20 protein-coding genes are annotated in these 22,317 nt (G+C 70.8%); 17 read left to right on the top strand and 3 right to left on the bottom strand.

Annotated elements, in window-relative coordinates; translation table 11 throughout:
- Nucleotides 1–19: 19 nt before the first annotated feature.
- The 12 genes from M6G08_RS32170 to relA all read left to right on the top strand — a co-directional run bounded on the left by M6G08_RS32170 (nucleotide 20) and on the right by relA (nucleotide 12,379).
- Nucleotides 20–562, top strand: a complete 543-nt coding sequence (locus M6G08_RS32170) for a LemA family protein (protein ID WP_272590657.1) — start codon at nucleotides 20–22, stop codon at nucleotides 560–562.
- A gap of 111 nt (nucleotides 563–673) precedes the next feature.
- Nucleotides 674–1,585 carry a pyridoxal 5'-phosphate synthase lyase subunit PdxS gene (gene pdxS / locus M6G08_RS32165; protein WP_272590656.1) on the top strand — a complete coding sequence of 304 codons (912 nt, stop codon included), beginning with the start codon at nucleotides 674–676 and terminating at the stop codon, nucleotides 1,583–1,585.
- Nucleotides 1,586–1,597: 12 nt separating this feature from the next.
- On the top strand, nucleotides 1,598–2,206 hold the full coding sequence (gene pdxT, locus M6G08_RS32160; RefSeq protein WP_272590655.1) for a pyridoxal 5'-phosphate synthase glutaminase subunit PdxT: 609 nt from the start codon (nucleotides 1,598–1,600) through the stop codon (nucleotides 2,204–2,206).
- Between the two features lie 47 nt (nucleotides 2,207–2,253).
- On the top strand, nucleotides 2,254–3,006 hold the full coding sequence (locus tag M6G08_RS32155; RefSeq protein WP_272590654.1) for a YebC/PmpR family DNA-binding transcriptional regulator: 753 nt from the start codon (nucleotides 2,254–2,256) through the stop codon (nucleotides 3,004–3,006).
- Between the two features lie 107 nt (nucleotides 3,007–3,113).
- The gene (gene ruvC, locus M6G08_RS32150) at nucleotides 3,114–3,671 is read left to right on the top strand and encodes a crossover junction endodeoxyribonuclease RuvC (RefSeq protein ID WP_272590653.1); all 558 of its coding nucleotides are present in this window, start codon (nucleotides 3,114–3,116) and stop codon (nucleotides 3,669–3,671) included.
- Complete coding sequence (gene ruvA, locus M6G08_RS32145) at nucleotides 3,668–4,273, top strand: Holliday junction branch migration protein RuvA (RefSeq protein WP_272590652.1); 606 nt, start codon at nucleotides 3,668–3,670, stop codon at nucleotides 4,271–4,273. Before ruvC ends, ruvA begins: the two co-directional genes overlap by 4 nt.
- A gap of 20 nt (nucleotides 4,274–4,293) precedes the next feature.
- Nucleotides 4,294–5,367 (top strand): Holliday junction branch migration DNA helicase RuvB, encoded by a 1,074-nt coding sequence (ruvB, locus tag M6G08_RS32140; protein WP_073730826.1) that lies wholly within the window; start codon nucleotides 4,294–4,296, stop codon nucleotides 5,365–5,367.
- Nucleotides 5,368–5,543: 176 nt separating this feature from the next.
- On the top strand, nucleotides 5,544–6,056 hold the full coding sequence (gene yajC, locus M6G08_RS32135; protein WP_272590651.1) for a preprotein translocase subunit YajC: 513 nt from the start codon (nucleotides 5,544–5,546) through the stop codon (nucleotides 6,054–6,056).
- A gap of 133 nt (nucleotides 6,057–6,189) precedes the next feature.
- Complete coding sequence (gene secD, locus M6G08_RS32130; protein WP_272590650.1) at nucleotides 6,190–7,992, top strand: protein translocase subunit SecD; 1,803 nt, start codon at nucleotides 6,190–6,192, stop codon at nucleotides 7,990–7,992.
- A gap of 1 nt (nucleotide 7,993) precedes the next feature.
- Complete coding sequence (gene secF, locus M6G08_RS32125; protein WP_272590649.1) at nucleotides 7,994–9,118, top strand: protein translocase subunit SecF; 1,125 nt, start codon at nucleotides 7,994–7,996, stop codon at nucleotides 9,116–9,118.
- Nucleotides 9,115–9,663 (top strand): adenine phosphoribosyltransferase, encoded by a 549-nt coding sequence (locus tag M6G08_RS32120; RefSeq protein WP_272590648.1) that lies wholly within the window; start codon nucleotides 9,115–9,117, stop codon nucleotides 9,661–9,663. Before secF ends, M6G08_RS32120 begins: the two co-directional genes overlap by 4 nt.
- Before the next feature lie 172 nt (nucleotides 9,664–9,835).
- Nucleotides 9,836–12,379 (top strand): GTP pyrophosphokinase, encoded by a 2,544-nt coding sequence (relA, locus tag M6G08_RS32115; RefSeq protein WP_272590647.1) that lies wholly within the window; start codon nucleotides 9,836–9,838, stop codon nucleotides 12,377–12,379.
- 66 nt (nucleotides 12,380–12,445) lie between these two features.
- On the opposite strand, the gene M6G08_RS32110 is transcribed toward relA, so the two are convergent.
- Both M6G08_RS32110 and M6G08_RS32105 read right to left on the bottom strand, forming a co-directional pair.
- Nucleotides 12,446–13,675: a DUF349 domain-containing protein gene (locus M6G08_RS32110; RefSeq protein WP_272590646.1), complete on the bottom strand. Its 1,230-nt coding sequence runs from the start codon at nucleotides 13,673–13,675 to the stop codon at nucleotides 12,446–12,448.
- Nucleotides 13,676–13,810: 135 nt separating this feature from the next.
- Nucleotides 13,811–14,635, bottom strand: a complete 825-nt coding sequence (locus tag M6G08_RS32105; protein WP_272590645.1) for a peptidylprolyl isomerase — start codon at nucleotides 14,633–14,635, stop codon at nucleotides 13,811–13,813.
- 183 nt (nucleotides 14,636–14,818) lie between these two features.
- On the opposite strand from M6G08_RS32105, the gene M6G08_RS32100 reads away from it, so the two are divergent.
- From M6G08_RS32100 to rpsD, 5 genes are all read left to right on the top strand, one after another.
- On the top strand, nucleotides 14,819–15,526 hold the full coding sequence (locus M6G08_RS32100; RefSeq protein ID WP_272590644.1) for an MBL fold metallo-hydrolase: 708 nt from the start codon (nucleotides 14,819–14,821) through the stop codon (nucleotides 15,524–15,526).
- An 11-nt stretch (nucleotides 15,527–15,537) separates the two neighbouring features.
- Complete coding sequence (hisS, locus tag M6G08_RS32095) at nucleotides 15,538–16,800, top strand: histidine--tRNA ligase (protein ID WP_073730817.1); 1,263 nt, start codon at nucleotides 15,538–15,540, stop codon at nucleotides 16,798–16,800.
- 194 nt (nucleotides 16,801–16,994) lie between these two features.
- Nucleotides 16,995–17,657 (top strand): vitamin K epoxide reductase family protein, encoded by a 663-nt coding sequence (locus tag M6G08_RS32090; protein ID WP_272590643.1) that lies wholly within the window; start codon nucleotides 16,995–16,997, stop codon nucleotides 17,655–17,657.
- Nucleotides 17,658–17,699: 42 nt separating this feature from the next.
- Nucleotides 17,700–19,055, top strand: a complete 1,356-nt coding sequence (locus M6G08_RS32085) for a replication-associated recombination protein A (protein WP_272590642.1) — start codon at nucleotides 17,700–17,702, stop codon at nucleotides 19,053–19,055.
- Nucleotides 19,056–19,347: 292 nt separating this feature from the next.
- Nucleotides 19,348–19,962, top strand: a complete 615-nt coding sequence (rpsD, locus tag M6G08_RS32080; RefSeq protein WP_030185023.1) for a 30S ribosomal protein S4 — start codon at nucleotides 19,348–19,350, stop codon at nucleotides 19,960–19,962.
- Between the two features lie 32 nt (nucleotides 19,963–19,994).
- Here the strand turns inward: rpsD and M6G08_RS32075 are convergent, their stop codons facing one another.
- Nucleotides 19,995–22,181 (bottom strand): ATP-binding protein, encoded by a 2,187-nt coding sequence (locus tag M6G08_RS32075; protein ID WP_272590641.1) that lies wholly within the window; start codon nucleotides 22,179–22,181, stop codon nucleotides 19,995–19,997.
- Nucleotides 22,182–22,317 lie beyond the last annotated feature (136 nt).

The following is a 22,317-nucleotide window of genomic DNA, read 5'->3' as shown; positions in this document are numbered from 1 at the left end:
TTGACTAGGGTTGCGGCCCGTGACCGCAACTCTCATCTGGATCCTGGTCGTCCTCGTGGCCGTCGGCCTCTACCTCAGCTGGACGGCCGGCCGCCTGGACCGCCTGCACGCCCGGATCGACGCGGCGCGTGCCGCCCTCGACGCGCAGCTGCTGCGCAGGGCGTCCGTGGCCCAGGAACTGGCCACCTCCGGCGTCCTCGACCCGGCCGCCTCCATCGTCCTGTACGAGGCGGCGCACGCCGCCCGGCAGGCGGAGGAGGAGCAGCGGGAGGTCGCCGAGAGCGAGCTGAGCCAGGCGCTGCGCGCGGTGTTCGCCGAGCCGCAGCAGGTGGACGCCCTGCGCGAGGCGCCCGGGGGAGTGGAGGCGGCCCACGAGCTGGCCGAGGCCGTGCGACGGGTCCCGATGGCCCGGCGCTTCCACAACGACGCGGTGGGAGCCGCGCGCCGGCTGCGCGAGCACCGCAAGGTCCGCTGGTTCCGCCTCGCCGGGCACGCGCCGTTCCCGCTGGCGTTCGAGATGGACGACGAGTCCCCGACCGCGCTGGTCGAGCGGGCCGCGTAGCGGCCCCGACACCGAAAACGATCCACCGCCTTCTCATTGGCCCTTGCTGTGGCCTGGTCCCCTCACGTTTCCTCGTTGCTGCAGAAACCCCCTTCTCCCAGCGAGGTACCCGTGTCCAGCACGCTCTTTGAAGACCAGGCCCCCGAGACCGGCACCGCCCGCGTGAAGCGCGGCATGGCCGAGCAGCTCAAGGGCGGCGTGATCATGGACGTCGTCACGCCCGAGCAGGCGAAGATCGCCGAGGACGCGGGCGCCGTCGCCGTCATGGCCCTGGAGCGCGTCCCCGCCGACATCCGCAAGGACGGCGGCGTGGCCCGGATGTCCGACCCGGACATGATCGAGGGCATCATCGAGGCGGTCTCCATCCCGGTGATGGCCAAGTCCCGCATCGGCCACTTCGTCGAGGCCCAGGTCCTGCAGTCCCTCGGCGTGGACTACATCGACGAGTCCGAGGTCCTCACCCCGGCCGACGAGGTCAACCACAGCGACAAGTTCGCCTTCACGACGCCCTTCGTCTGCGGCGCCACCAACCTCGGCGAGGCCCTGCGCCGCATCGCCGAGGGTGCCGCGATGATCCGCTCCAAGGGCGAGGCCGGCACCGGCAACGTCGTCGAGGCCGTCCGCCACCTGCGCCAGATCAAGAACGAGATCGCCCGCCTGCGCGGCTACGACAACAACGAGCTGTACGCCGCCGCCAAGGAACTGCGCGCCCCGTACGAGCTGGTCAAGGAGGTCTCCGAGCTGGGCAAGCTGCCGGTGGTCCTCTTCTCCGCCGGCGGTGTCGCCACTCCCGCCGACGCCGCGCTCATGCGCCAGCTCGGCGCCGAGGGCGTCTTCGTCGGCTCCGGCATCTTCAAGTCCGGCGACCCCGCCAAGCGCGCCGCCGCCATCGTGAAGGCGACCACCTTCTACGACGACCCGAAGATCGTCGCGGACGCCTCCCGCAACCTCGGCGAGGCCATGGTCGGCATCAACTGCGACACCCTGCCCGAGACCGAGCGCTACGCCAACCGCGGCTGGTAAGGCACCGATCCCATGAGTGACACCCCCGTGATCGGCGTCCTGGCCCTCCAGGGCGATGTACGGGAACACCTCGTCGCCCTGGCCGCGGCCGACGCCGTGGCCAGGCCGGTGAGGCGCCCCGAAGAACTCGCCGAGGTCGACGGCCTGGTCGTCCCCGGCGGCGAGTCCACCACCATCTCCAAACTGGCCGTCCTCTTCAAAGTGATGGAGCCCCTGCGCGCGCGCGTGCGGAACGGCATGCCGGTCTACGGCACCTGCGCCGGCATGATCATGCTGGCCGACAAGATCCTCGACCCGCGCTCCGGGCAGGAGACGGTCGGCGGCATCGACATGATCGTGCGCCGCAACGCCTTCGGGCGGCAGAACGAGTCCTTCGAGGCGGCCGTCGACGTCAGGGGCGTCGGTGGCGATCCGGTGGAGGGCGTCTTCATCCGCGCCCCCTGGGTCGAGTCCGTGGGCGCCTCGGTCGAGGTGCTCGCCGAGCACGACGGCCACATCGTCGCCGTCCGCCAGGGCAACGCGCTGGCCACGTCGTTCCACCCGGAGCTGACCGGCGACCACCGCGTGCACCGCCTCTTCGCAGACATGGTGCGCGCGAACGGGGCCCCGGAGTCCTTGTAGGATTCCCCCGTTCGTACAAAGACGGGTTACGCGAAGGAGACAGGCAGATGTCCGGCCACTCTAAATGGGCCACGACGAAGCACAAGAAGGCCGTCATCGATGCCAAGCGCGGCAAGCTCTTCGCGAAGCTGATCAAGAACATCGAAGTCGCGGCCCGCATGGGCGGTGCCGACATCGACGGCAACCCGACGCTGTACGACGCCATCCAGAAGGCGAAGAAGCAGTCGGTCCCGAACAAGAACATCGACTCCGCGGTCAAGCGCGGCGCCGGCCTCGAGGCCGGTGGCGCCGACTACGAGACGATCATGTACGAGGGCTACGGTCCGAACGGTGTCGCGGTGCTCATCGAGTGCCTCACCGACAACCGCAACCGCGCCGCCTCCGACGTCCGCGTCGCCATGACCCGCAACGGCGGCTCCATGGCCGACCCCGGCTCGGTGTCGTACCTGTTCAACCGCAAGGGCGTCGTGATCGTCCCCAAGGGCGACCTCGGCGAGGACGACGTCCTCGGTGCCGTCCTCGACGCGGGCGCCGAGGAGGTCAACGACCTCGGCGAGTCCTTCGAGGTGCTCAGCGAGGCCACCGACCTGGTCGCCGTCCGCACGGCCCTCCAGGACGCCGGCATCGACTACGAGTCCGCCGACGCCAACTTCGTCCCGACCATGCAGGTCGAGCTGGACGAGGACGGCGCCCGGAAGATCTTCAAGCTGATCGACGCCCTGGAGGACAGCGACGACGTGCAGAACGTCTTCGCCAACTTCGACGTGAGCGACGAGGTCATGGAGAAGGTCGACGCGTAACGCGTCCACTGGCTCAGCGGGCCGACGGGACACACCCCGTCGGCCCGCCGCTTTGTCAGTGCCACCCGATAGCCTGCACAAACAGGTGATCGATGGGAGGGGCGGCCGTGCGCGTACTGGGGGTGGACCCCGGCCTGACCCGGTGCGGGGTCGGGGTCGTCGAGGGGGTGGCGGGCAGACCGCTCACCATGGTCGGCGTGGGCGTCGTCCGCACGCCGGCGGACGCGGACCTCGGCCACCGCCTCGTCGCCGTCGAGCAGGGCATCGACCAGTGGCTCGACGAGCACCGGCCGGAGTTCGTCGCCGTGGAGCGCGTCTTCAGCCAGCACAACGTCCGCACGGTCATGGGCACCGCCCAGGCCAGCGCCGTGGCGATCCTGTGCGCCTCCCGCCGCGGCATCCCCGTCGCCCTGCACACCCCGAGCGAGGTCAAGGCCGCCGTCACCGGCAGCGGCCGCGCGGACAAGGCGCAGGTCGGCGCCATGGTCACCCGTCTGCTGCGGCTCGCCGCGCCCCCGAAGCCGGCCGACGCCGCGGACGCCCTCGCCCTCGCCATCTGCCACATCTGGCGCGCCCCCGCGCAGAACCGGCTCCAGCAGGCCGTGGCCCTGCACGCGTCCCGTGCCCCCCGCACCCCGCACGTCCCGAAAGGCCGTACGACATGATCGCCTTCGTCAGCGGCACCGTCGCCGCCCTCGCCCCCGACGCCGCGGTGGTCGAGGTCGGCGGCGTCGGCATGGCCGTCCAGTGCACGCCGAACACGCTCTCCACGCTCCGGCTCGGCAAGCCCGCCAAACTCGCCACCTCACTCGTCGTGCGCGAGGACTCGCTCACCCTGTACGGCTTCGCCGACGACGACGAGCGCCAGGTCTTCGAGCTCCTCCAGACCGCCAGCGGCGTGGGCCCCCGCCTCGCGCAGGCGATGCTGGCCGTGCACAGTCCCGACGCCCTGCGCAGGGCGGTGTCCACCGGCGACGAGAAGGCGCTCACCGCCGTCCCCGGCATCGGCAAGAAGGGCGCCCAGAAACTGCTGCTGGAGCTGAAGGACCGCCTCGGCGAACCGGTCGGCGCCCCCGCCGTCGGCGCCCCGGTCAGCGCCGGCTGGCGCGACCAGCTGCACGCCGCCCTGATCGGCCTCGGGTACGCCACCCGCGAGGCCGACGAGGCCGTCACCGCCGTGACGCCCCAGGCGGAGGCCGCCGAGGGCACGCCCCAGGTGGGACAGCTGCTGAAGGCGGCCCTCCAGACGCTCAACCGCGCCCGATAGCCGGCTAGGAGACTCACACCGTGAACTGGGACGACGACACGACCGGCACCGAAGCCGCCGACCGGCTGGTGGGTCCGGCCGCCGACGGCGAGGACCAGGCCGTCGAGGCCGCCCTGCGCCCCAAGGACCTGGGCGAGTTTATCGGCCAGGAAAAGGTCCGTGAGCAGCTCGACCTCGTCCTGCGCGCCGCCCGCGCGCGAGGGGCGACCGCCGACCACGTCCTGCTCTCGGGCGCCCCCGGCCTCGGCAAGACCACCCTCTCGATGATCATCGCTGCCGAGATGGGCGCCCCCATCCGCATCACCTCCGGCCCCGCCATCCAGCACGCCGGCGACCTCGCGGCGATCCTCTCCTCCCTCCAGGAGGGCGAGGTCCTCTTCCTCGACGAGATCCACCGCATGTCGCGGCCCGCCGAGGAGATGCTCTACATGGCGATGGAGGACTTCCGCGTCGACGTCATCGTCGGCAAGGGACCGGGCGCCACCGCCATCCCCCTGGAGCTGCCCCCCTTCACCCTCGTCGGCGCCACGACGCGCGCGGGCCTGCTGCCGCCCCCGCTGCGTGACCGCTTCGGCTTCACCGCCCACATGGAGTTCTACGGACCGGCCGAACTGGAACGGGTCGTCCACCGCTCCGCCGGCCTGCTCGACGTCGAGATCGACCCGGCCGGTGCCGCCGAGATCGCCGGCCGCTCCCGCGGCACCCCCCGCATCGCCAACCGCCTGCTGCGCCGGGTCCGCGACTACGCCCAGGTCAAGGCCGACGGCCTGATCACCCAGGAGATCGCCGCCGCCGCCCTCGCGGTCTACGAGGTCGACGCCCGGGGCCTGGACCGGCTGGACCGGGGCGTGCTGGAAGCCCTGCTCAAGCTGTTCGGCGGCGGCCCGGTCGGCCTGTCCACGCTCGCCGTCGCCGTGGGGGAGGAGCGTGAGACAGTGGAAGAGGTCGCCGAACCGTTCCTCGTACGGGAGGGCCTGCTGGCCCGCACCCCGCGCGGACGGGTGGCGACCCCGGCGGCATGGGCGCATCTCGGCCTCACCCCGCCGCGCGCGCAGAGTTCCGGAAACGGACAACAGGACTTGTTCGGGACGTGACGGCACCGTCACGAAGAGGACATTCGCCGGAGCAGGAACCCCGGTGCCATGCTGAGCGTTGTTCCATGCGCGCGGACTCGCTTAGACTCCGCCGATGCCGCCCTTGTCGGCGGCGTACACACCCCCAACCATCAGGCCGCTCACCAATTGCGGTCGTGTGAAGGAAGTACCGACCCGTGAGTCTCGTGACCCTCCTCCCGTTCATCGTGCTCATCGGGGCCATGTTCCTGATGACCCGGTCGGCGAAGAAGAAGCAGCAGCAGGCCGTCGACATGCGGAACCAGATGCAGCCCGGTTCCGGCGTCCGCACCATCGGGGGCATGTACGCCACGGTCAAGGAGGTCAACGACGACACGGTCCTCCTTGACGCCGGCCCGGGTGTGGAACTCCTCTTCGCCAAGAACTCCATCGGTGCCGTCCTCACGGACGAGGAGTACAACCGCATCGTCCACGGCATCGAGCACGACCTGAAGTCCGACTCCGACATCGTCCCGGACGATGCCTCCTCCCTCACCGGGACCGACGCCTCCGCCGACGCCGCTGACGCCTCCGGCGACAAGTCCGTCGACCTCGGCAAGAAGGACGCCGACGACACGTCGGCCGACGAGCCGACGGCCGGCGCCACGTCCGCCGAGGCCAAGGCGGACGAGCAGGCGAAGAAGTCCGACGGCGGTTCCGAGGCGAAGTAAGCCGTGCTCCGGGGTGCGCGGACCGTTCCCGCGCACCCCGTGCGACGCGCGGCTCGCACGGATTCCGACACCATGTGATGGCCGCCGGTGACGCCTACCCGGCGCGACGCGGCCCGAGAGGGAGTACGCAAAGGTGGTAGCACCTAAAAAGGGAAAGAACGCGAGCGCTCAGAGTAGGCCCGGGCGCTCGCTGGCCCTGATCCTGATCGCCATCGTGGCGCTCACCGGGGGCATGTTCGCCTCCGGACACACGACTCCGCGTCTCGGTATCGACCTCGCCGGCGGCACGAGCATCACGCTCCGTGCGGTTCCGGAAGAGGGCCAGGAATCGGCGATCAACAAGACCAACATGAACACCGCGGTCGGCATCATGGAGCGCCGTGTCAATGGTCTGGGTGTGTCCGAAGCCGAGGTTCAGACCCAAGGCGACCGGAACATCATCGTCAACATTCCCAAGGGCACGAATTCCGAGAAGGCCCGGGAGCAGGTCGGCACCACCGCCAAGCTCTACTTCCGCCCGGTCGTAGCCACGGAGCTGTCCGGCCCCGGCGCGACCGGCAGCCCCTCGCCGAGCGCCACCGGGAACGCCTCCGGCGAGCCGACGGACAAGGCGACGGACGGCGCGGACGAGGACAAGGCCACCGACGGCGGCAAGGCGAGCGACGCGCCGTCCGACGCCGCGTCGGCGAGCGCCAGTCCCCAGGGCCGCGCCGCGAGCGACGCCCTCAAGGCCGACCCCAGCCCCTCCGCCTCCGCCAAGGAGTCCGACGGCGCATCCCCGTCCCCGAGCGCCAGCGCCTCCGGCGACGACGCGGCCGCCAAGCTGCAGGAGCAGTACGCGAAGCTGGACTGCACCGACGCGGGCGCCCGCGCCAAGGCCGGTGACGGTGCCAAGCCCGGCGAGTCGATGGTCGCCTGCGGTCAGAACGCGCAGGGCCAGTGGCAGAAGTACATCCTCGGCCCCGCCGCGGTCGACGGCACGGACGTCGACGAGTCCGAAGCCGTACTGAACACCCAGACCGGTGCCGGCTGGACCGTGACCATGAAGTTCACGGACGAGGGCGCCAAGAAGTTCGCCGACATCACCGGCAAGCTCGCCCAGAACCAGTCCCCGCAGAACCAGTTCGCCATCGTCCTGGACAACGAGGTCGTCTCCGATCCCTACGTCAGTCAGGCGCTCACCGGCGGCAGCGCGGAGATCTCCGGCAACTTCGACCAGGAGGAGGCCGAGGGCCTCGCCAACATGCTCTCCTACGGTGCCCTGCCGCTGACCTTCAAGGAGGACAGCGTCACCACCGTCACCGCCGCGCTCGGCGGTGACCAGCTCAAGGCCGGTCTGATCGCCGGTGCGATCGGCCTCGCCCTGGTCATCATGTACCTGCTGGTGTACTACCGCGGCCTGTCGTTCATCGCCGTCGCCTCGCTCTTCGTCTCCGCGGGGCTCACGTACGTGATCATGTCGCTGCTCGGCCCGGCCATCGGCTTCGCGCTCAACCTGCCGGCCGTGTGCGGTGCCATCGTCGCGATCGGCATCACGGCGGACTCGTTCATCGTGTACTTCGAACGCGTCCGCGACGAGATCCGGGAGGGCCGCTCGTTGCGACCCGCCGTCGAGCGGGCCTGGCCGCGCGCCCGGCGCACCATCCTGGTCTCCGACTTCGTCTCCTTCCTCGCCGCCGCGGTCCTGTTCGTCGTCACCGTCGGCAAGGTCCAGGGTTTCGCGTTCACGCTCGGCCTGACCACCCTGCTCGACGTGGTGGTGGTGTTCCTCTTCACCAAGCCGCTGCTGACGCTGATGGCCCGCCGCAAGTTCTTCGCGAGCGGCCACAAGTGGTCCGGCCTCGACCCGAAGAGCCTGGGCGCCAAGCCGCCGCTGCGCCGTACCCGCCGTCCCGCGCGCCCCGTCGCCGGCCCCGTCGACCCGAAGGAGGCGTGAGATGGGAAAGCTCGGCAACCTCGGCGCCCGACTGCACCACGGTGAGGTCGGCTACGACTTCGTCAAGAACCGCAAGCTCTGGTACGGCATCTCCATCCTGATCACCATCACGGCGATCGTCGGTCTGGCGGTGCGCGGCCTGCACATGGGCATCGAGTTCCAGGGCGGCGCGGTCTTCACCACCCCGAAGAACGTGAGCGCCTCGGTCTCCCAGGCCGAGACCTACGCGGAAGAGGCCTCGGGCCACGACGCGATCGTCCAGAAGCTCGGTGACGGCAGCCTCCGCATCCAGATCTCGGGCACCGACACAGCGGCCTCGGACCAGATCAAGGAAGAGCTCTCCAAGGACCTCGACGTCCCGGCGTCGAAGATCGCCGCCGACCTGGTCGGCCCGAGTTGGGGCGACCAGATCGCGAACAAGGCGTGGCAGGGCCTCGGGATCTTCATGGTCCTCGTGGTCATCTACCTGGCCATCGCCTTCGAGTGGCGCATGGCACTGGCCGCGTTCGTCGCGCTGGTCCACGACATCACCATCACCGTCGGCATCTACGCCCTCGTCGGCTTCGAGGTCACGCCCGGCACGGTGATCGGTCTGCTCACGATCCTCGGCTACTCGCTCTACGACACGGTCGTCGTCTTCGACAGCCTCAAGGAACAGACGAGAGACATCACCAAACAGACCCGCTGGACGTACGGCGAGATCGCCAACCGCTCGATCAACAGCACCCTGGTCCGTTCCGTCAACACCACGGTGGTCGCGCTGCTGCCGGTGGCGGGCCTGCTGTTCATCGGTGGCGGTGTCCTCGGGGCCGGCATGCTCAACGACATCTCGCTGTCGCTGTTCGTGGGTCTCGCGGCCGGCGCCTACTCGTCGATCTTCATCGCCACGCCGCTCGTCGCCGACCTCAAGGAGGCCGAGCCGCAGATGAAGTCCCTCAAGAAGCGTGTCCTCGCCAAGCGCGCCCAGGCAGGAGCCAAGGGCGAGCCGGTGGAGTCGCACGACGACGAGCGCTACGACGACGAGACCGACGAGCCCGGCGACGTGGCCCCCGCCGTCGTCGGCCCGCGCACCCAGCCCGCCGCCCGCGCCCGGGGCCGCGGCCGACCCTCGGGGAAGCGCCGATGACCGAGACGACCGACCTCACGGAGCTGCTGCTCAGCCGCATCCGGGACGTGGTGGACCACCCGGAGCCGGGCGTGGTGTTCAAGGACATCACCCCGCTCCTGGCGGACCCGGCCGCCTTCGCCGCGCTCACCGGCGCGCTCGCCGAGGTGGCCCGGGACACCGGCGCCACCAAGGTCGTCGGCCTGGAGGCCCGGGGCTTCATCCTGGGCGCCCCCGTGGCGCTGCGGGCCGACCTCGGTTTCATCCCCGTACGCAAGGCGGGCAAGCTCCCCGGAGCCACCCTGAGCCAGGCCTACGACCTGGAGTACGGCTCCGCCGAGATCGAGGTGCACGCCGAGGACCTGAGCGCGGGCGACCGCGTGCTGGTCGTCGACGACGTCCTCGCCACCGGTGGCACCGCCGAGGCCTCGGTGGAGCTCATCCGCCGGGCCGGTGCCGAGGTCTGCGGCCTCGCCGTCCTGATGGAGCTGGGGTTTTTGAACGGCCGGACCCGTCTGGAGCCGGCCCTGGCCGGAGCGCCGCTGAAGGCGCTGCTCACCGTCTGAGCGCACCTGCCGCACGCCTGGGGCGGGCCCGGAGGAATCCGGCGCCCGCCCCAGGCGTTTCACGGGTTGACGGCCCTCACATCGGCCTGAAGGCGATCCCGGGGTGCGGGATCGCTACCATGGGGACTCCGGAGCCTGACCGGGGGACCCGGATCGCGCACGAGGAGTCCTCTTGCCAGACGAGGCCCAGCCACTGACCGCCGCAAAGCCCGAGTCCTCCTCGGCGTCCGCGGCGAAGCCCGCGCCGAGCGCGCCCCAGGCCAAGAACGACACCCGCGGGCCGATCCGGCACGCCCCGTCCGCCCCGGTCGACAAGCCGGCCGAGCAGCAGCCGCGTCCCAAGCCCATGCCGCCCGAGCGCGAACGCAACGCGCCCGTGGTCCGCACCCCCGCCGGGCAGCCCGCCCGCTCCGGCTCCTCCAACCGCGTTCGCGCCCGCCTCGCCCGCCTCGGCGTGCAGCGCGCCAACCCGTACAACCCGGTCCTGGAGCCCCTGCTGCGGATAGTGCGCAGCAACGACCCCAAGATCGAGACGGCGACCCTGCGCCAGATCGAGCGCGCCTACCAGGTCGCCGAACGCTGGCACCGCGGTCAGAAGCGCAAGAGCGGCGACCCGTACATCACCCACCCGCTCGCCGTCACCACCATCCTCGCCGAGCTGGGCATGGACCCGGCCACGCTCATGGCGGGCCTGCTGCACGACACCGTGGAGGACACCGAGTACGGCCTGGAGGACCTGCGCCGCGACTTCGGCGATGTCGTCACCCTCCTCGTCGACGGCGTCACCAAGCTCGACAAGGTCAAGTTCGGCGAGGCCGCGCAGGCCGAGACCGTCCGCAAGATGGTCGTCGCCATGGCGAAGGACCCGCGCGTCCTGGTCATCAAGCTCGCCGACCGCCTGCACAACATGCGCACCATGCGCTACCTCAAGCGGGAGAAGCAGGAGAAGAAGGCGCGCGAGACCCTGGAGATCTACGCGCCGCTCGCCCACCGCCTGGGCATGAACACCATCAAGTGGGAGCTGGAGGACCTCGCCTTCGCGATCCTCTACCCCAAGATGTACGACGAGATCGTCCGCCTGGTCGCCGAGCGCGCCCCCAAGCGCGACGAGTACCTGGCGATCGTCACCGACGAGGTACAGCAGGACCTGCGCGCGGCCCGCATCAAGGCGACCGTCACCGGCCGCCCCAAGCACTACTACAGCGTCTACCAGAAGATGATCGTCCGCGGCCGTGACTTCGCGGAGATCTACGACCTGGTGGGCATCCGAGTCCTGGTGGACACCGTCCGCGACTGCTACGCGGCGCTCGGCACGGTCCACGCCCGCTGGAACCCGGTTCCGGGGCGGTTCAAGGACTACATCGCGATGCCCAAGTTCAACATGTACCAGTCGCTGCACACGACGGTCATCGGGCCCAACGGCAAGCCGGTCGAGCTGCAGATCCGCACCTTCGACATGCACCGCCGCGCGGAGTACGGCATCGCCGCGCACTGGAAGTACAAGCAGGAGGCCGTCGCCGGCGCCTCCAAGGTCCGCTCCGACGCGCCCAAGTCCTCCGGCAAGGGCAAGGACGACCACCTCAACGACATGGCGTGGCTGCGCCAGCTCCTCGACTGGCAGAAGGAGACCGAGGACCCCGGCGAGTTCCTGGAGTCCCTGCGCTTCGACCTCTCCCGCAACGAGGTCTTCGTCTTCACCCCCAAGGGCGACGTCATAGCGCTCCCGGCCGGGGCCACCCCCGTGGACTTCGCCTACGCGGTCCACACCGAGGTCGGCCACCGGACCATAGGGGCACGGGTCAACGGCCGCCTGGTTCCGCTGGAGTCCACCCTCGACAACGGCGACCTGGTGGAGGTCTTCACCTCCAAGGCGGCCGGCGCGGGCCCCTCCCGCGACTGGCTCGGCTTCGTCAAGTCGCCGCGCGCCCGCAACAAGATCCGCGCCTGGTTCTCCAAGGAGCGCCGCGACGAGGCGATCGAGCAGGGCAAGGACTCCATCGTCCGCGCGATGCGCAAGCAGAACCTGCCGATCCAGCGCATCCTGACCGGCGACTCCCTGGTCACCCTCGCGCACGAGATGCGCTACTCCGACATCTCCGCGCTGTACGCGGCGATCGGCGAGGGCCATGTCTCCGCGCAGAACATCGTGCAGAAGCTGGTCCAGGCGCTCGGCGGCGAGGAGGCGGCCACCGAGGAGATCGACGAGTCGGTCCCGCCGGCCCGCGGTCGCGGCCGCAAACGCCGGACCAGCGCCGACCCGGGTGTCGTCGTCAAGGGCGTAGAGGACGTGTGGGTCAAGCTGGCCCGCTGCTGCACACCGGTCCCCGGCGACCCCATCATCGGCTTCGTCACCCGCGGCAGCGGCGTCTCCGTCCACCGCAGCGACTGCGTGAACGTGGACTCGCTCTCCCGCGAGCCCGAGCGCATCCTCGAGGTCGAGTGGGCGCCCACCCAGTCGTCCGTCTTCCTGGTCGCCATCCAGGTCGAGGCACTGGACCGCTCCCGGCTCCTCTCGGACGTCACCCGCGTGCTGTCCGACCAGCACGTCAACATCCTCTCCGCGGCCGTCCAGACCTCCCGCGACCGCGTGGCCACCTCCCGCTTCACCTTCGAGATGGGCGACCCGAAGCACCTGGGCCACGTCCTGAAGGCCGTACGCGGCGTGGAGGGCGTCTACGACGTCTACCGGGTGACATCGGCGCGCAGGCCGTCGTAGGCCGCGACAGACACGGCAGAGGGGCTTCCGTACGCGTCGTACGGAAGCCCCTCGCTCGTGAACCCGTCAGCCGCCGAACTCGTGCAGCCCCTTCAGCGCCTGGTCCAGCAGTGCCTGCCGACCCTCCAGCTCACGCTCCAGCTTGTCGGCCTTCGCGTTGTTGCCCTGGGAGCGGGCCTGCTCGATCTGGCCCCGGAGCTTGTCGACGGCGGCCTGCAGCTGACCGGTCAGACCCTCGGCACGCGCGCGTGCCTCCGGGTTCGTCCGGCGCCACTCGGTCTCCTCGGCCTCCTGGAGCGCCCGCTCCACGGCGTGCATCCGGCCCTCGACCTTGGGCCGGGCGTCGCGCGGCACGTGGCCGATGGCCTCCCAGCGCTCGTTCACCGAGCGGAACGCGGCGCGGGCCGCCTTCAGGTCGGTGACCGGCAGGAGCTTCTCGGCCTCCTCGGCCAGCTCCTCCTTCAGCTTGAGGTTCTCCGCCTGCTCGGCGTCGCGCTCGGCGAAGACCGAGCTGCGGGCGGCGAAGAACACGTCCTGGGCGCCGCGGAAGCGGTTCCACAGGTCGTCCTCGTGCTCGCGCTGCGCGCGGCCCGCGGCCTTCCACTCGGACATCAGGTCGCGGTAGCGCGCGGCCGTCGGTCCCCAGTCCGTCGAGTTCGACAGCGCCTCCGCCTCGGAGACCAGCCGTTCCTTGGTCCGGCGGGCCTCCTCGCGCTGGGCGTCCAGCTGGGCGAAGTGCTGCTTGCGCCGCTTGGAGAACGCCGACCGCGCGTGCGAGAAGCGGTGCCACAGCTCGTCGTCGGACTTGCGGTCCAGCCGCGGCAGACCCTTCCAGGTGTCCACCAGGGACCGCAGCCGCTCACCGGCCGACCGCCACTGGTCGGACCGGGCCAGCTCCTCGGCCTCGGCGACCAGCGCCTCCTTGGCGGCACGCGCCTCGTCGGACTGCTTCGCCCGCTGGACCTTCCGCTCCTCGCGGCGCTTCTCCACCAGCTCGACGAGCTTGTCCAGCCGGGTCCGCAGGGCGTCCAGGTCGCCCACCGCGTGGTGCGCGTCGACCTGCTCGCGCAGGTGGTCGATGGCGGTCTGGGCGTCCTTCGCCGACAGGTCGGTGGTCTTCACGCGCTTCTCGAGGAGGCCGATCTCGACAACCAGGCCTTCGTACTTGCGCTCGAAATAGGCCAGCGCCTCCTCGGGGGAGCCCGCCTGCCAGGAACCGACGACCTTCTCGCCGTCGGCCGTACGCACGTACACGGTCCCCGTCTCGTCGACGCGGCCCCACGGGTCGCTGCTCACAGCGCCTCCTCCACATGATGCCTGCGGGGGGCTTCGCTACCCCCGGGCATCGTCCACAGTTTCGTCACGGCCAACATAGGCGACCGGCGGGGGGCCTGTCCGCATCCCGCGCGACCGAACTTTCGCTGATGAGGGTCAGGATTTCGTGACGGTGGCCTTGTCGATGACGACCGTCGCGTTGGGTGCCCCGTCGCCCGCGCCGGTGCTCTCGCCCGCGGAGGCGATCTTCTTCAGCACCGTCATGCCCTCGTCCGAGATGGTGCCGAACGGCGTGTAGCTGGGCGGCAGCGGGCTGTTCTGGTACACGAGGAAGAACTGGCTGCCGCCGGAGTCCGGCTGGCTGGTGTTGGCCATCGCCACTGTGCCCGCCGGGTACATGTTGTCCTTGAGGCTCTTGTCCTTCAGGTTCTCGTCCGGGATGTTGTAGCCGGGGCCGCCGTTGCCCTGGGCGGTGGGGTCGCCGCACTGGAGCACGTAGATGCCCTGGGTGGTGAGCCGGTGGCACTTGGTGTGGTCGAAGTAGCCCTTGCCCGCCAGGAAGTTGAACGAGTTGACGGTGTGCGGCGCCGCCTTCGCCTTCAGCGCGATGTCGATGTCGCCGCAGGTCGTCGCCAGCTTCATCGTGTACTTCGCCGACTTGTCGATGGTCATCGCAGGTTCCTTCTCCCAGGTCTGCGTCTTGACCTTGCCCTCGGCCGGCTTGTCGCACGGGTCCGGCGCCTTGCTGGGCGCGGAGGCGCTCGGCGTGACCTCCGAGCTCGCGTTCGTCTTGCTGTCGTCGTCCCCCAGGACCACGCCCGTCGTGTACAGCGCGAGGCTGCCGATCAGAATCACGCCGAGCACCGACGCGATCGCAGCGTTGCGCATGCGCGCCTTGCGTCGCGCGGACGTGCGTCGCTGCTGCTGCCGCAAGAACTTCTCCCGGGCGAGCTGACGCCGCCGCTGCTCCTGGCTGACCACCGGGTTCTCTCCTCATGCGTCTTCGAGTGCCGACCGGTACGCGTGGGTGCGATGAGCCGACCGTGGGCGTGTAGCCCCGTACCGTATATGGGTTCGCTGAGGAATCGGCACCGCCGGTAGGCTCTGACCATGGGCGCGGTCGTTCCGCAAGCCCACCCGAACCGACACAAACGAAGGACGATCGTGCTCATTGCCGGGTTCCCCGCCGGAGCCTGGGGGACGAACTGTTATCTCGTCGCCCCGGCCGCCGGTGAGGAGTGCGTGATCATCGACCCGGGCCACCAGGCGGCCCCCGGAGTCGAGGAAGCGATCCAGAAGCATCGGCTCAAGCCCGTCGCCGTCGTCCTCACCCACGGCCACATCGACCACGTGGCCTCGGTCGTCCCGGTGTGCGGCGCGCACGACGTGCCCGCCTGGATCCACCCTCGGGACCGCTACATGATGAGCGATCCCGAGAAGGGGATCGGCCGTACCATCGGGATGCCGCTCATGGGCGAGCTGACCGTCGGGGAGCCGGACGACGTCAGGGAGCTGACCGACGGAGCGCGGCTGGAGCTGGCCGGTCTGAACCTGTCGGTCGCGCACGCGCCGGGCCATACCAAGGGGTCGGTGACCTTCGGCCTGCCCGAGGCGGCGGACATCCCGCCGGTCATGTTCTCGGGCGACCTGCTGTTCGCCGGCTCCATCGGACGCACCGACTTCCCCGGTGGCTCCATGGACGACATGCTCGAGTCCCTGGCACGTGTGTGCCTGCCGCTCGACGACTCGACCGTGGTGCTGTCCGGGCACGGCCCCCAGACGACCATCGGCCAGGAACGCGCCACCAACCCCTACCTGCGGCAGGTGGCGGCCGGCCAGGGAGCCCCCGGGGCTCCCCGACGAGGAATGTGACGAGACCTCCCGTGAGCACCTTCAAGGCCCCCAAGGGCACGTACGACCTGCTGCCGCCCGACTCCGCCAAGTTCCTGGCGGTCCGCGAGGCGATCGCCGCCCCGCTGCGCAACTCCGGCTACGGCTACATCGAGACGCCCGGCTTCGAGAACGTCGAGCTCTTCGCGCGCGGTGTCGGCGAGTCGACCGACATCGTGACCAAGGAGATGTACGTCTTCGAGACCAAGGGCGGTGACCGCCTCGCCCTGCGCCCGGAGACCACCGCTCCCGTGCTGCGCGCGGTCCTGGAGGCCAACCTGCACAAGGCGGGCAACCTGCCGGTCAAGGTCTGGTACTCCGGCTCGCAGTACCGCTACGAGCGCCCCCAGAAGGGCCGTTACCGCCACTTCTCCCAGGTCGGCGCCGAGGCGATCGGCGCGGAGGACCCGGCGCTGGACGCCGAACTGATCATCCTCGCCGACCAGTCGTACCGCGCCCTGGGCCTGCGGAACTTCCGCATCCTCCTCAACTCCCTGGGCGACAAGGAGTGCCGCCCGGTCTACCGCGCCGCGCTCCAGGACTTCCTGCGCGGCCTGGACCTGGACGAGGACACGCTGCGCCGCGCGGAGATCAACCCGCTGCGCGTCCTGGACGACAAGCGCCCGGAGGTCCAGAAGCAGCTCACCGACGCCCCGCTGCTGCGCGACTACCTGTGCGACGCCTGCAAGGCGTACCACGAGGAGGTCCGCGAACTGATCACGGCGGCCGGCGTCGTCTTCGAGGACGACCCGAAGCTGGTGCGCGGCCTGGACTACTACACCCGCACGACGTTCGAGTTCGTCCACGACGGCCTCGGCTCGCAGTCCGCGGTGGGCGGCGGCGGCCGCTACGACGGCCTGTCCGAGATGATCGGCGGCCCGTCCCTCCCGTCCGTGGGCTGGGCCCTCGGCGTCGACCGCACCGTCCTCGCCCTGGAGGCGGAGGGGATCGAACTGGACATCCCGTCCGCGACCTCCGTCTTCGCGGTCCCGCTGGGCGAGGAGGCCCGCCGGATCCTGTTCGCCAAGGTCACCGAGCTGCGCAAGAACGGCGTCGCCGCCGACTTCTCCTACGGCGGCAAGGGCCTGAAGGCCGCGATGAAGGCCGCCAACCGCTCCGGCGCCCGCTACACCCTGGTCCTGGGCGAGCGCGACCTGGCCGAGGGCGTCGTCCAGCTCAAGGACATGGAGTCCGGCGAGCAGACCGCGATCGGTGTCAACGAGATCGTCGCGGAGCTGGAGTCGCGGCTCGGCTAGCGTAGCGACACCCTCCAGGGGCACGTGCATTCGCTCGCGCGTGCCCCTGGGGAACGGGTGGTGGCCGGAACGCACCGCTCCCGGGTGAGCGCCGACCCGTTCATAGGTTCATCGAACGGTGGTCATACAGGTCCGTGCGGCACAATGGCCCCTGCCCGAAGCAGGTCCGACCCTCCAGTGACGGAATCGGCGTGATGAGCAAGACGACAGTGAAGGACGTCTCCACCGTGGCAGAGTCCGCGCCGGACCCCGGCACCCGCACCCCGCGTACCGAGGGCGGCAGCCGCGCCCTCGCACTGCTGCTGGTGATCACGGGGGCGGCCGGAGTGCTCGCCGCGTGGGTCATCACGCTCGACAAGTTCAAGCTGCTCGAGGCGAAGGTGGCGGGCGAGACCTTCACGCCCGGGTGCAGCCTCAACCCCGTCGTCGCATGCGGACCGATCATGGAGAGCGACCAGGCCTCCGTATTCGGCTTCCCCAACCCGATGCTCGGCCTGGTGACCTACGGCATCGTCGTCTGCGTCGGCATGAGCCTGCTCGCCGGGGCCCGGTTCCCGCGCTGGTACTGGCTGACCTTCAACGTCGGCTGCTTGTTCGGTGTCGGGTTCGTCACCTGGCTGCAGTTTCAGTCGCTGTACCGGATCAATGCCCTGTGCCTGTGGTGCTGCCTGGCCTGGGCCGCGACGATCATCATGTTCTGGTACGTGACCTCCTTCAACGTCCGCAAGGGCTTCCTGCCCGCGCCGGGCTGGCTCAAGAGCTTCTTCGGCGAGTTCACCTGGGTCCTGCCGGTGCTGCACATCGGGATCATCGGCATGATGATCCTGACCCGCTGGTGGGACTTCTGGACCAGCTGACGGGCGGCTCGCTTGTCAGTGCGGTGATTTAGGGTTCAGTCCGTGGAGCCCGACCTGTTCACCGCCGCAGCAGAAGAACGCCAGGAGAAGGACCCGACCGGCAGCCCTCTCGCCGTGCGGATGCGTCCGCGCACCCTCGACGAGGTCGTCGGCCAGCAGCACCTGCTCAAGCCCGGTTCCCCCCTGCGCCGACTGGTCGGAGAGGGCGGCTCCGGCCCCGCGGGCCCCTCCTCGGTCATCCTCTGGGGACCGCCCGGCACCGGCAAGACCACGCTGGCGTACGTCGTCTCAAAGGCCACCAACAAGCGCTTCGTGGAGCTGTCGGCGATCACCGCGGGCGTCAAGGAGGTCCGGGCGGTCATCGACGGCGCCCGCCGCGCGGTCGGCGGGTACGGCAAGGAGACCGTCCTCTTCCTCGACGAGATCCACCGCTTCAGCAAGGCCCAGCAGGACTCCCTCCTCCCGGCGGTGGAGAACCGCTGGGTCACCCTCATCGCCGCCACCACGGAGAACCCGTACTTCTCGGTGATCTCCCCCCTGCTGTCCCGCTCCCTCCTCCTCACCCTCGAACCGCTCACCGACGACGACGTCCGGGGCCTGCTGCGCCGCGCCCTGACCGACGCACGCGGCCTGGGGGAGGCCGTCACGCTCCCCGAGGACACCGAGGACCACCTGCTGCGCATCGCCGGCGGCGACGCCCGTCGCGCGCTGACGGCGCTGGAGGCCGCCGCCGGGGCCGCGCTCGACCAGGACGAGGCCGAGGTCACCCTGGCGACGCTGGAGGCGACCGTCGACCGGGCCGCGGTGAAGTACGACCGCGACGGCGACCAGCACTACGACGTAGCCAGCGCCCTGATCAAGTCCATCCGCGGCTCCGACGTGGACGCCGCCCTGCACTACCTGGCCCGCATGATCGAGGCCGGTGAGGACCCCCGCTTCATCGCCCGCCGCCTGATGATCTCCGCCAGCGAGGACATCGGCCTCGCGGACCCGAACGCCCTGCCGATCGCCGTGGCCGCCGCCCAGGCCGTCGCCATGATCGGATTTCCCGAGGCCGCCCTCACCCTCAGCCACGCCACCATCGCCCTGGCCCTCGCCCCCAAGTCCAACGCCGCCACCACCGCCATCGGCGCCGCCCTGGACGACGTGCGCAAGGGACACGCCGGGCCGGTCCCGGCCCACCTGCGCGACAGCCACTACAAGGGCGCCGGAAAGCTCGGGCACGGGCAGGGGTACGTGTACCCGCACGACCTGCCGGAGGGCATCGCCGCCCAGCAGTACGCCCCGGACGAGCTGAAGGACCGCAGCTACTACACCCCGACCCGGCACGGCGCCGAGGCCCGGTACGCGGACGCGGTGGAGTGGACCCGCGGGCACCTCGGTCGCAAGCGGTCCTGAGCAGCCTGTAGAATCGCCCGGAGTGCCGAGTCCCGTGCAGTCAGAACGGGACAACCGGCCGGAACCCTTCGGGGTTCCAGGAGCGTCGCGCACCGTCGATGGTGTCGCGGGCAGCCCACCACCACCCGGGGCTCCGGGAGAGGTCGGTGGGCCACTCGCGTGCTGCACGTATGTGCCCAGACCAGGGGAGCGGCTGCCCGGCAGGTCCCAACACGGGCCCGGCGGGTTTCCCCGGCTGCGGATTGCGACCTCCCTCAACCCTGACAAGCCGGAGAACTAGGAAAGAGACACAGTGGCGAACCAGTCCCGCCCCAAGGTCAAGAAGTCGCGTGCCCTCGGCATCGCGCTGACGCCGAAGGCCGTCAAGTACTTCGAGGCCCGCCCCTACCCGCCGGGTGAGCACGGCCGCGGCCGCAAGCAGAACTCGGACTACAAGGTCCGTCTGCTCGAGAAGCAGCGTCTGCGCGCGCAGTACGACCTCAGCGAGCGCCAGCTCGTCCGCGCCTACGAGCGTGCCTCCAAGACCAACATGAAGACCGGCGAGGCCCTGGTCATCGAGCTCGAGCGCCGTCTCGACGCGCTGGTCCTGCGTTCGGGCATCGCCCGCACGATCTACCAGGCCCGCCAGATGGTCGTCCACGGCCACATCCAGGTCAACGGCCAGAAGGTCGACAAGCCGTCCTTCCGCGTCCGTCCGGACGACGTCGTGCAGGTGCGCGAGCGCTCCAAGGAGAAGACCCTCTTCACGATCGCTCGTGAGGGCGGCTTCGCCCCCGACGGCGAGACCCCGCGCTACCTCCAGGTGAACCTCAAGGCCCTGGCGTTCCGCCTGGACCGTGAGCCGAACCGCAAGGAGATCCCGGTGATCTGCGACGAGCAGCTCGTCGTCGAGTACTACGCCCGCTGATCCCAGCCCCGGCGCAGTACACCCGCGGTACCTCAGCCCGCCGTCTCCCCGCCCTTCCGGGTGGGCGAGGCGGCGGGCTTCGCCGTCCCCGCGCCCGCGGCGGCCCGGCGCGCGCTCCCGCGCGGCACGGGCAGCGGGACCGGTGCCGTCCCCGGCCGCCTGAGCGCCCGCGTCACCACCTCCCGACGGCCGAGCCGGGCCCCGTGCCGTACGCACTCCTCGTAGCGCTCGTCGCCCAGCTGCTCCCGCGCCGCCGCCTCGCACAGCTCGTGCGGCGCGTTGTAGTGCGCCGAGCCGAACAGCGGCAGCCCCACCGACGGCCACATCAGCGCCGCCCCGCCCTGCAGCACCGCCGCCTCCGCGGCGTCGCCCTCCGCCACGGTGACCAGGGCCAGCAGCTCCACCGCCAGCACCGATCCCAGCTGGTCCCGAAAGCGGTGCGCGCCGCGCAGACAGTCGACCAGCAACTCGCGGGCCCGTGCCGGCTCGCCGTCGTTCCAGGCCGCGTAGGCCAGCACGTACAGGGCGTAGCCCCGGGCCCAGCGCTCCCCGTGGTCCTCGCACACCCGGCGCACGTCCTCGCACAGGCGCACCGCGTCCGGCAGGTCGCCCTGGAACGCCAGGGTCATCGCCAGCTCAACCTGCCCCATCAGGACGTTGCTGTTGAGCTCGCCGATCTCCCGGTAGCGGTGCAGCGCCGAGCGCAACAGCGTCTCCGCACGCGGCATGTCGTCCGTGACCAGCGCCAGACAACCGGTGCGATGCTCCGCGTACGCCACCGCCGTCGGGTTGGCCGACCGTTCGGCCTCCTCCCGGCACTCCTGGAGCGCCGCGAACGCGTGCGCGGTGTCGCCCTGGAGGACCGCCACGTAGCCGAGCACCCACAGCGCCTTGAGCCGGGACTGCTCGCCCGCGGTGCCCTCCGCCTCCAGCCGCACCGCCTGCTCCAGCCACCGCCGCCCCTCCGACAGCCGTCCGCAGCCGACCCAGTGGAACCACAGGGCGCCCGCGAGGTACTGGCCCAGGTGCGCCTCGTCCGGCTCGGTCAAGGAGTGCTCCAGGGCCCCGCGCAGATTCGGCAGCTCCGCCTCCACCCGCGCGGCGACCTCCAGCTGGCGCGGCGAGAACCACTCCAGCTCGCACCAGGTCGCCAGGCCCACGAACCAGTCCCGGTGCCGGCGCCGCAGCCGCGCCGCGTCCCCCGTCGCCTCCAGCCAGTCGGCGCCGTAGGCCCGCACCGTGTCGAGCATCCGGTAGCGCACCCCGGCCGGGGTCTCCTCGCGGGCCAGCAGGGACTGGGCGAGCAGCGCGGACAGGACGTCCAGCACCTCGTCGGCGGGCAGCCCGTCACCGCTGCACACGTACTCGGCCGCCTCCAGGTCGAACGAGCCCGTGAACACCGACAGCCGCGCCCACAGCAGCCGCTCCCCGGGCGTGCACAGCTCGTGACTCCAGCCGATCGCCGTGCGCAGCGTCCGGTGGCGGGGGAGCGCGGTGCGGTCACCGCCGGTGAGCAGGCGGAACCGGTCGTCCAGCCGTTGCAGCATCTGCCGCGGGGACAGCGCGCTCAGCCGGCCCGCCGCCAGTTCGATGGCCAGCGGAATGCCGTCCAGGCGCCGGCACAGCTCGCGCACCTCCTCCCGGTCCTCGTCCAGGGCGTCGCGGCCGGCGCCCGCGTGCCGCTGCCCCGCCCGGACCGCCAGCAGCTCCACCGCCTCCTCCGGCCGCAGCGGAGCCAGCGGCAGCACCCGCTCCCCGGCCACCGCCAGCGGCCTGCGGCCCACGGCCAGCACCCGCAGCCCGGGGGCACGGCCCAGCAGCTCGGCCACCAGCGAGGCGCAGGCGTCCACCAGGTGCTCGACCCCGTCCAGGACCAGCAGCAGCTCCCGGTCGGCGAGGTGCGCCAGCAGCGTCTCGCGCGGCAGCCGGGTGGTGTGGTCGACCAGGCCCAGCGCCTCCACCACCGCGTAGTCGACGAACTCCTCGTCGCGCACCGGAGCCAGCTCCACCCGCCACACGCCGTCCCGGGGCGCGCACCGCGCGGCCGTCCGCACCGCCAGCCGGGACTTCCCGACCCCGCCCGCCCCGGTCAACGTCACCAGCCGCCCCGAGCCCAGCGCCCGGACCAGCTCCGCGAGTTCCGCGGCTCTTCCCACGAAGGCGTCCAGTTCCAGCGGGAGGTTGCCGTGGGGGATGCGGTCGCGCCGAAGGTCTCGCATGAGACACGGAGCGTACTGAACCGTATTCACTCCGTACAATCGCTTCGCCCGACTCGCACGTTCTCCCCAGGACGCGGACGGTAATCCGGTACGGAGCCCCGTGCCCGGCGCGATAGGCTCGGTGCACGACTTTTTG

Source organism: Streptomyces sp. M92 (assembly GCF_028473745.1).
In the GTDB taxonomy this organism is placed as follows: domain Bacteria; phylum Actinomycetota; class Actinomycetes; order Streptomycetales; family Streptomycetaceae; genus Streptomyces.
Note: the sequence above shows the minus strand (reverse complement) of the source record. Positions and strands in the feature narration are given on the sequence as shown.

What these genes read in the sequence shown, in the direction of transcription:
- pdxT (WP_272590655.1), top strand. Translation starts at nt 1,598, where the DNA reads ATGAGTGACACCCCCGTGATCGGCGTCCTGGCCCTCCAGGGCGATGTA.
- M6G08_RS32155 (WP_272590654.1), top strand. Translation starts at nt 2,254, where the DNA reads ATGTCCGGCCACTCTAAATGGGCCACGACGAAGCACAAGAAGGCCGTC.
- ruvA (WP_272590652.1), top strand. Translation starts at nt 3,668, where the DNA reads ATGATCGCCTTCGTCAGCGGCACCGTCGCCGCCCTCGCCCCCGACGCC.
- secF (WP_272590649.1), top strand. Translation starts at nt 7,994, where the DNA reads ATGGGAAAGCTCGGCAACCTCGGCGCCCGACTGCACCACGGTGAGGTC.
- M6G08_RS32120 (WP_272590648.1), top strand. Translation starts at nt 9,115, where the DNA reads ATGACCGAGACGACCGACCTCACGGAGCTGCTGCTCAGCCGCATCCGG.
- M6G08_RS32090 (WP_272590643.1), top strand. Translation starts at nt 16,995, where the DNA reads ATGAGCAAGACGACAGTGAAGGACGTCTCCACCGTGGCAGAGTCCGCG.
- M6G08_RS32075 (WP_272590641.1), bottom strand. Translation starts at nt 22,181, where the DNA reads ATGCGAGACCTTCGGCGCGACCGCATCCCCCACGGCAACCTCCCGCTG.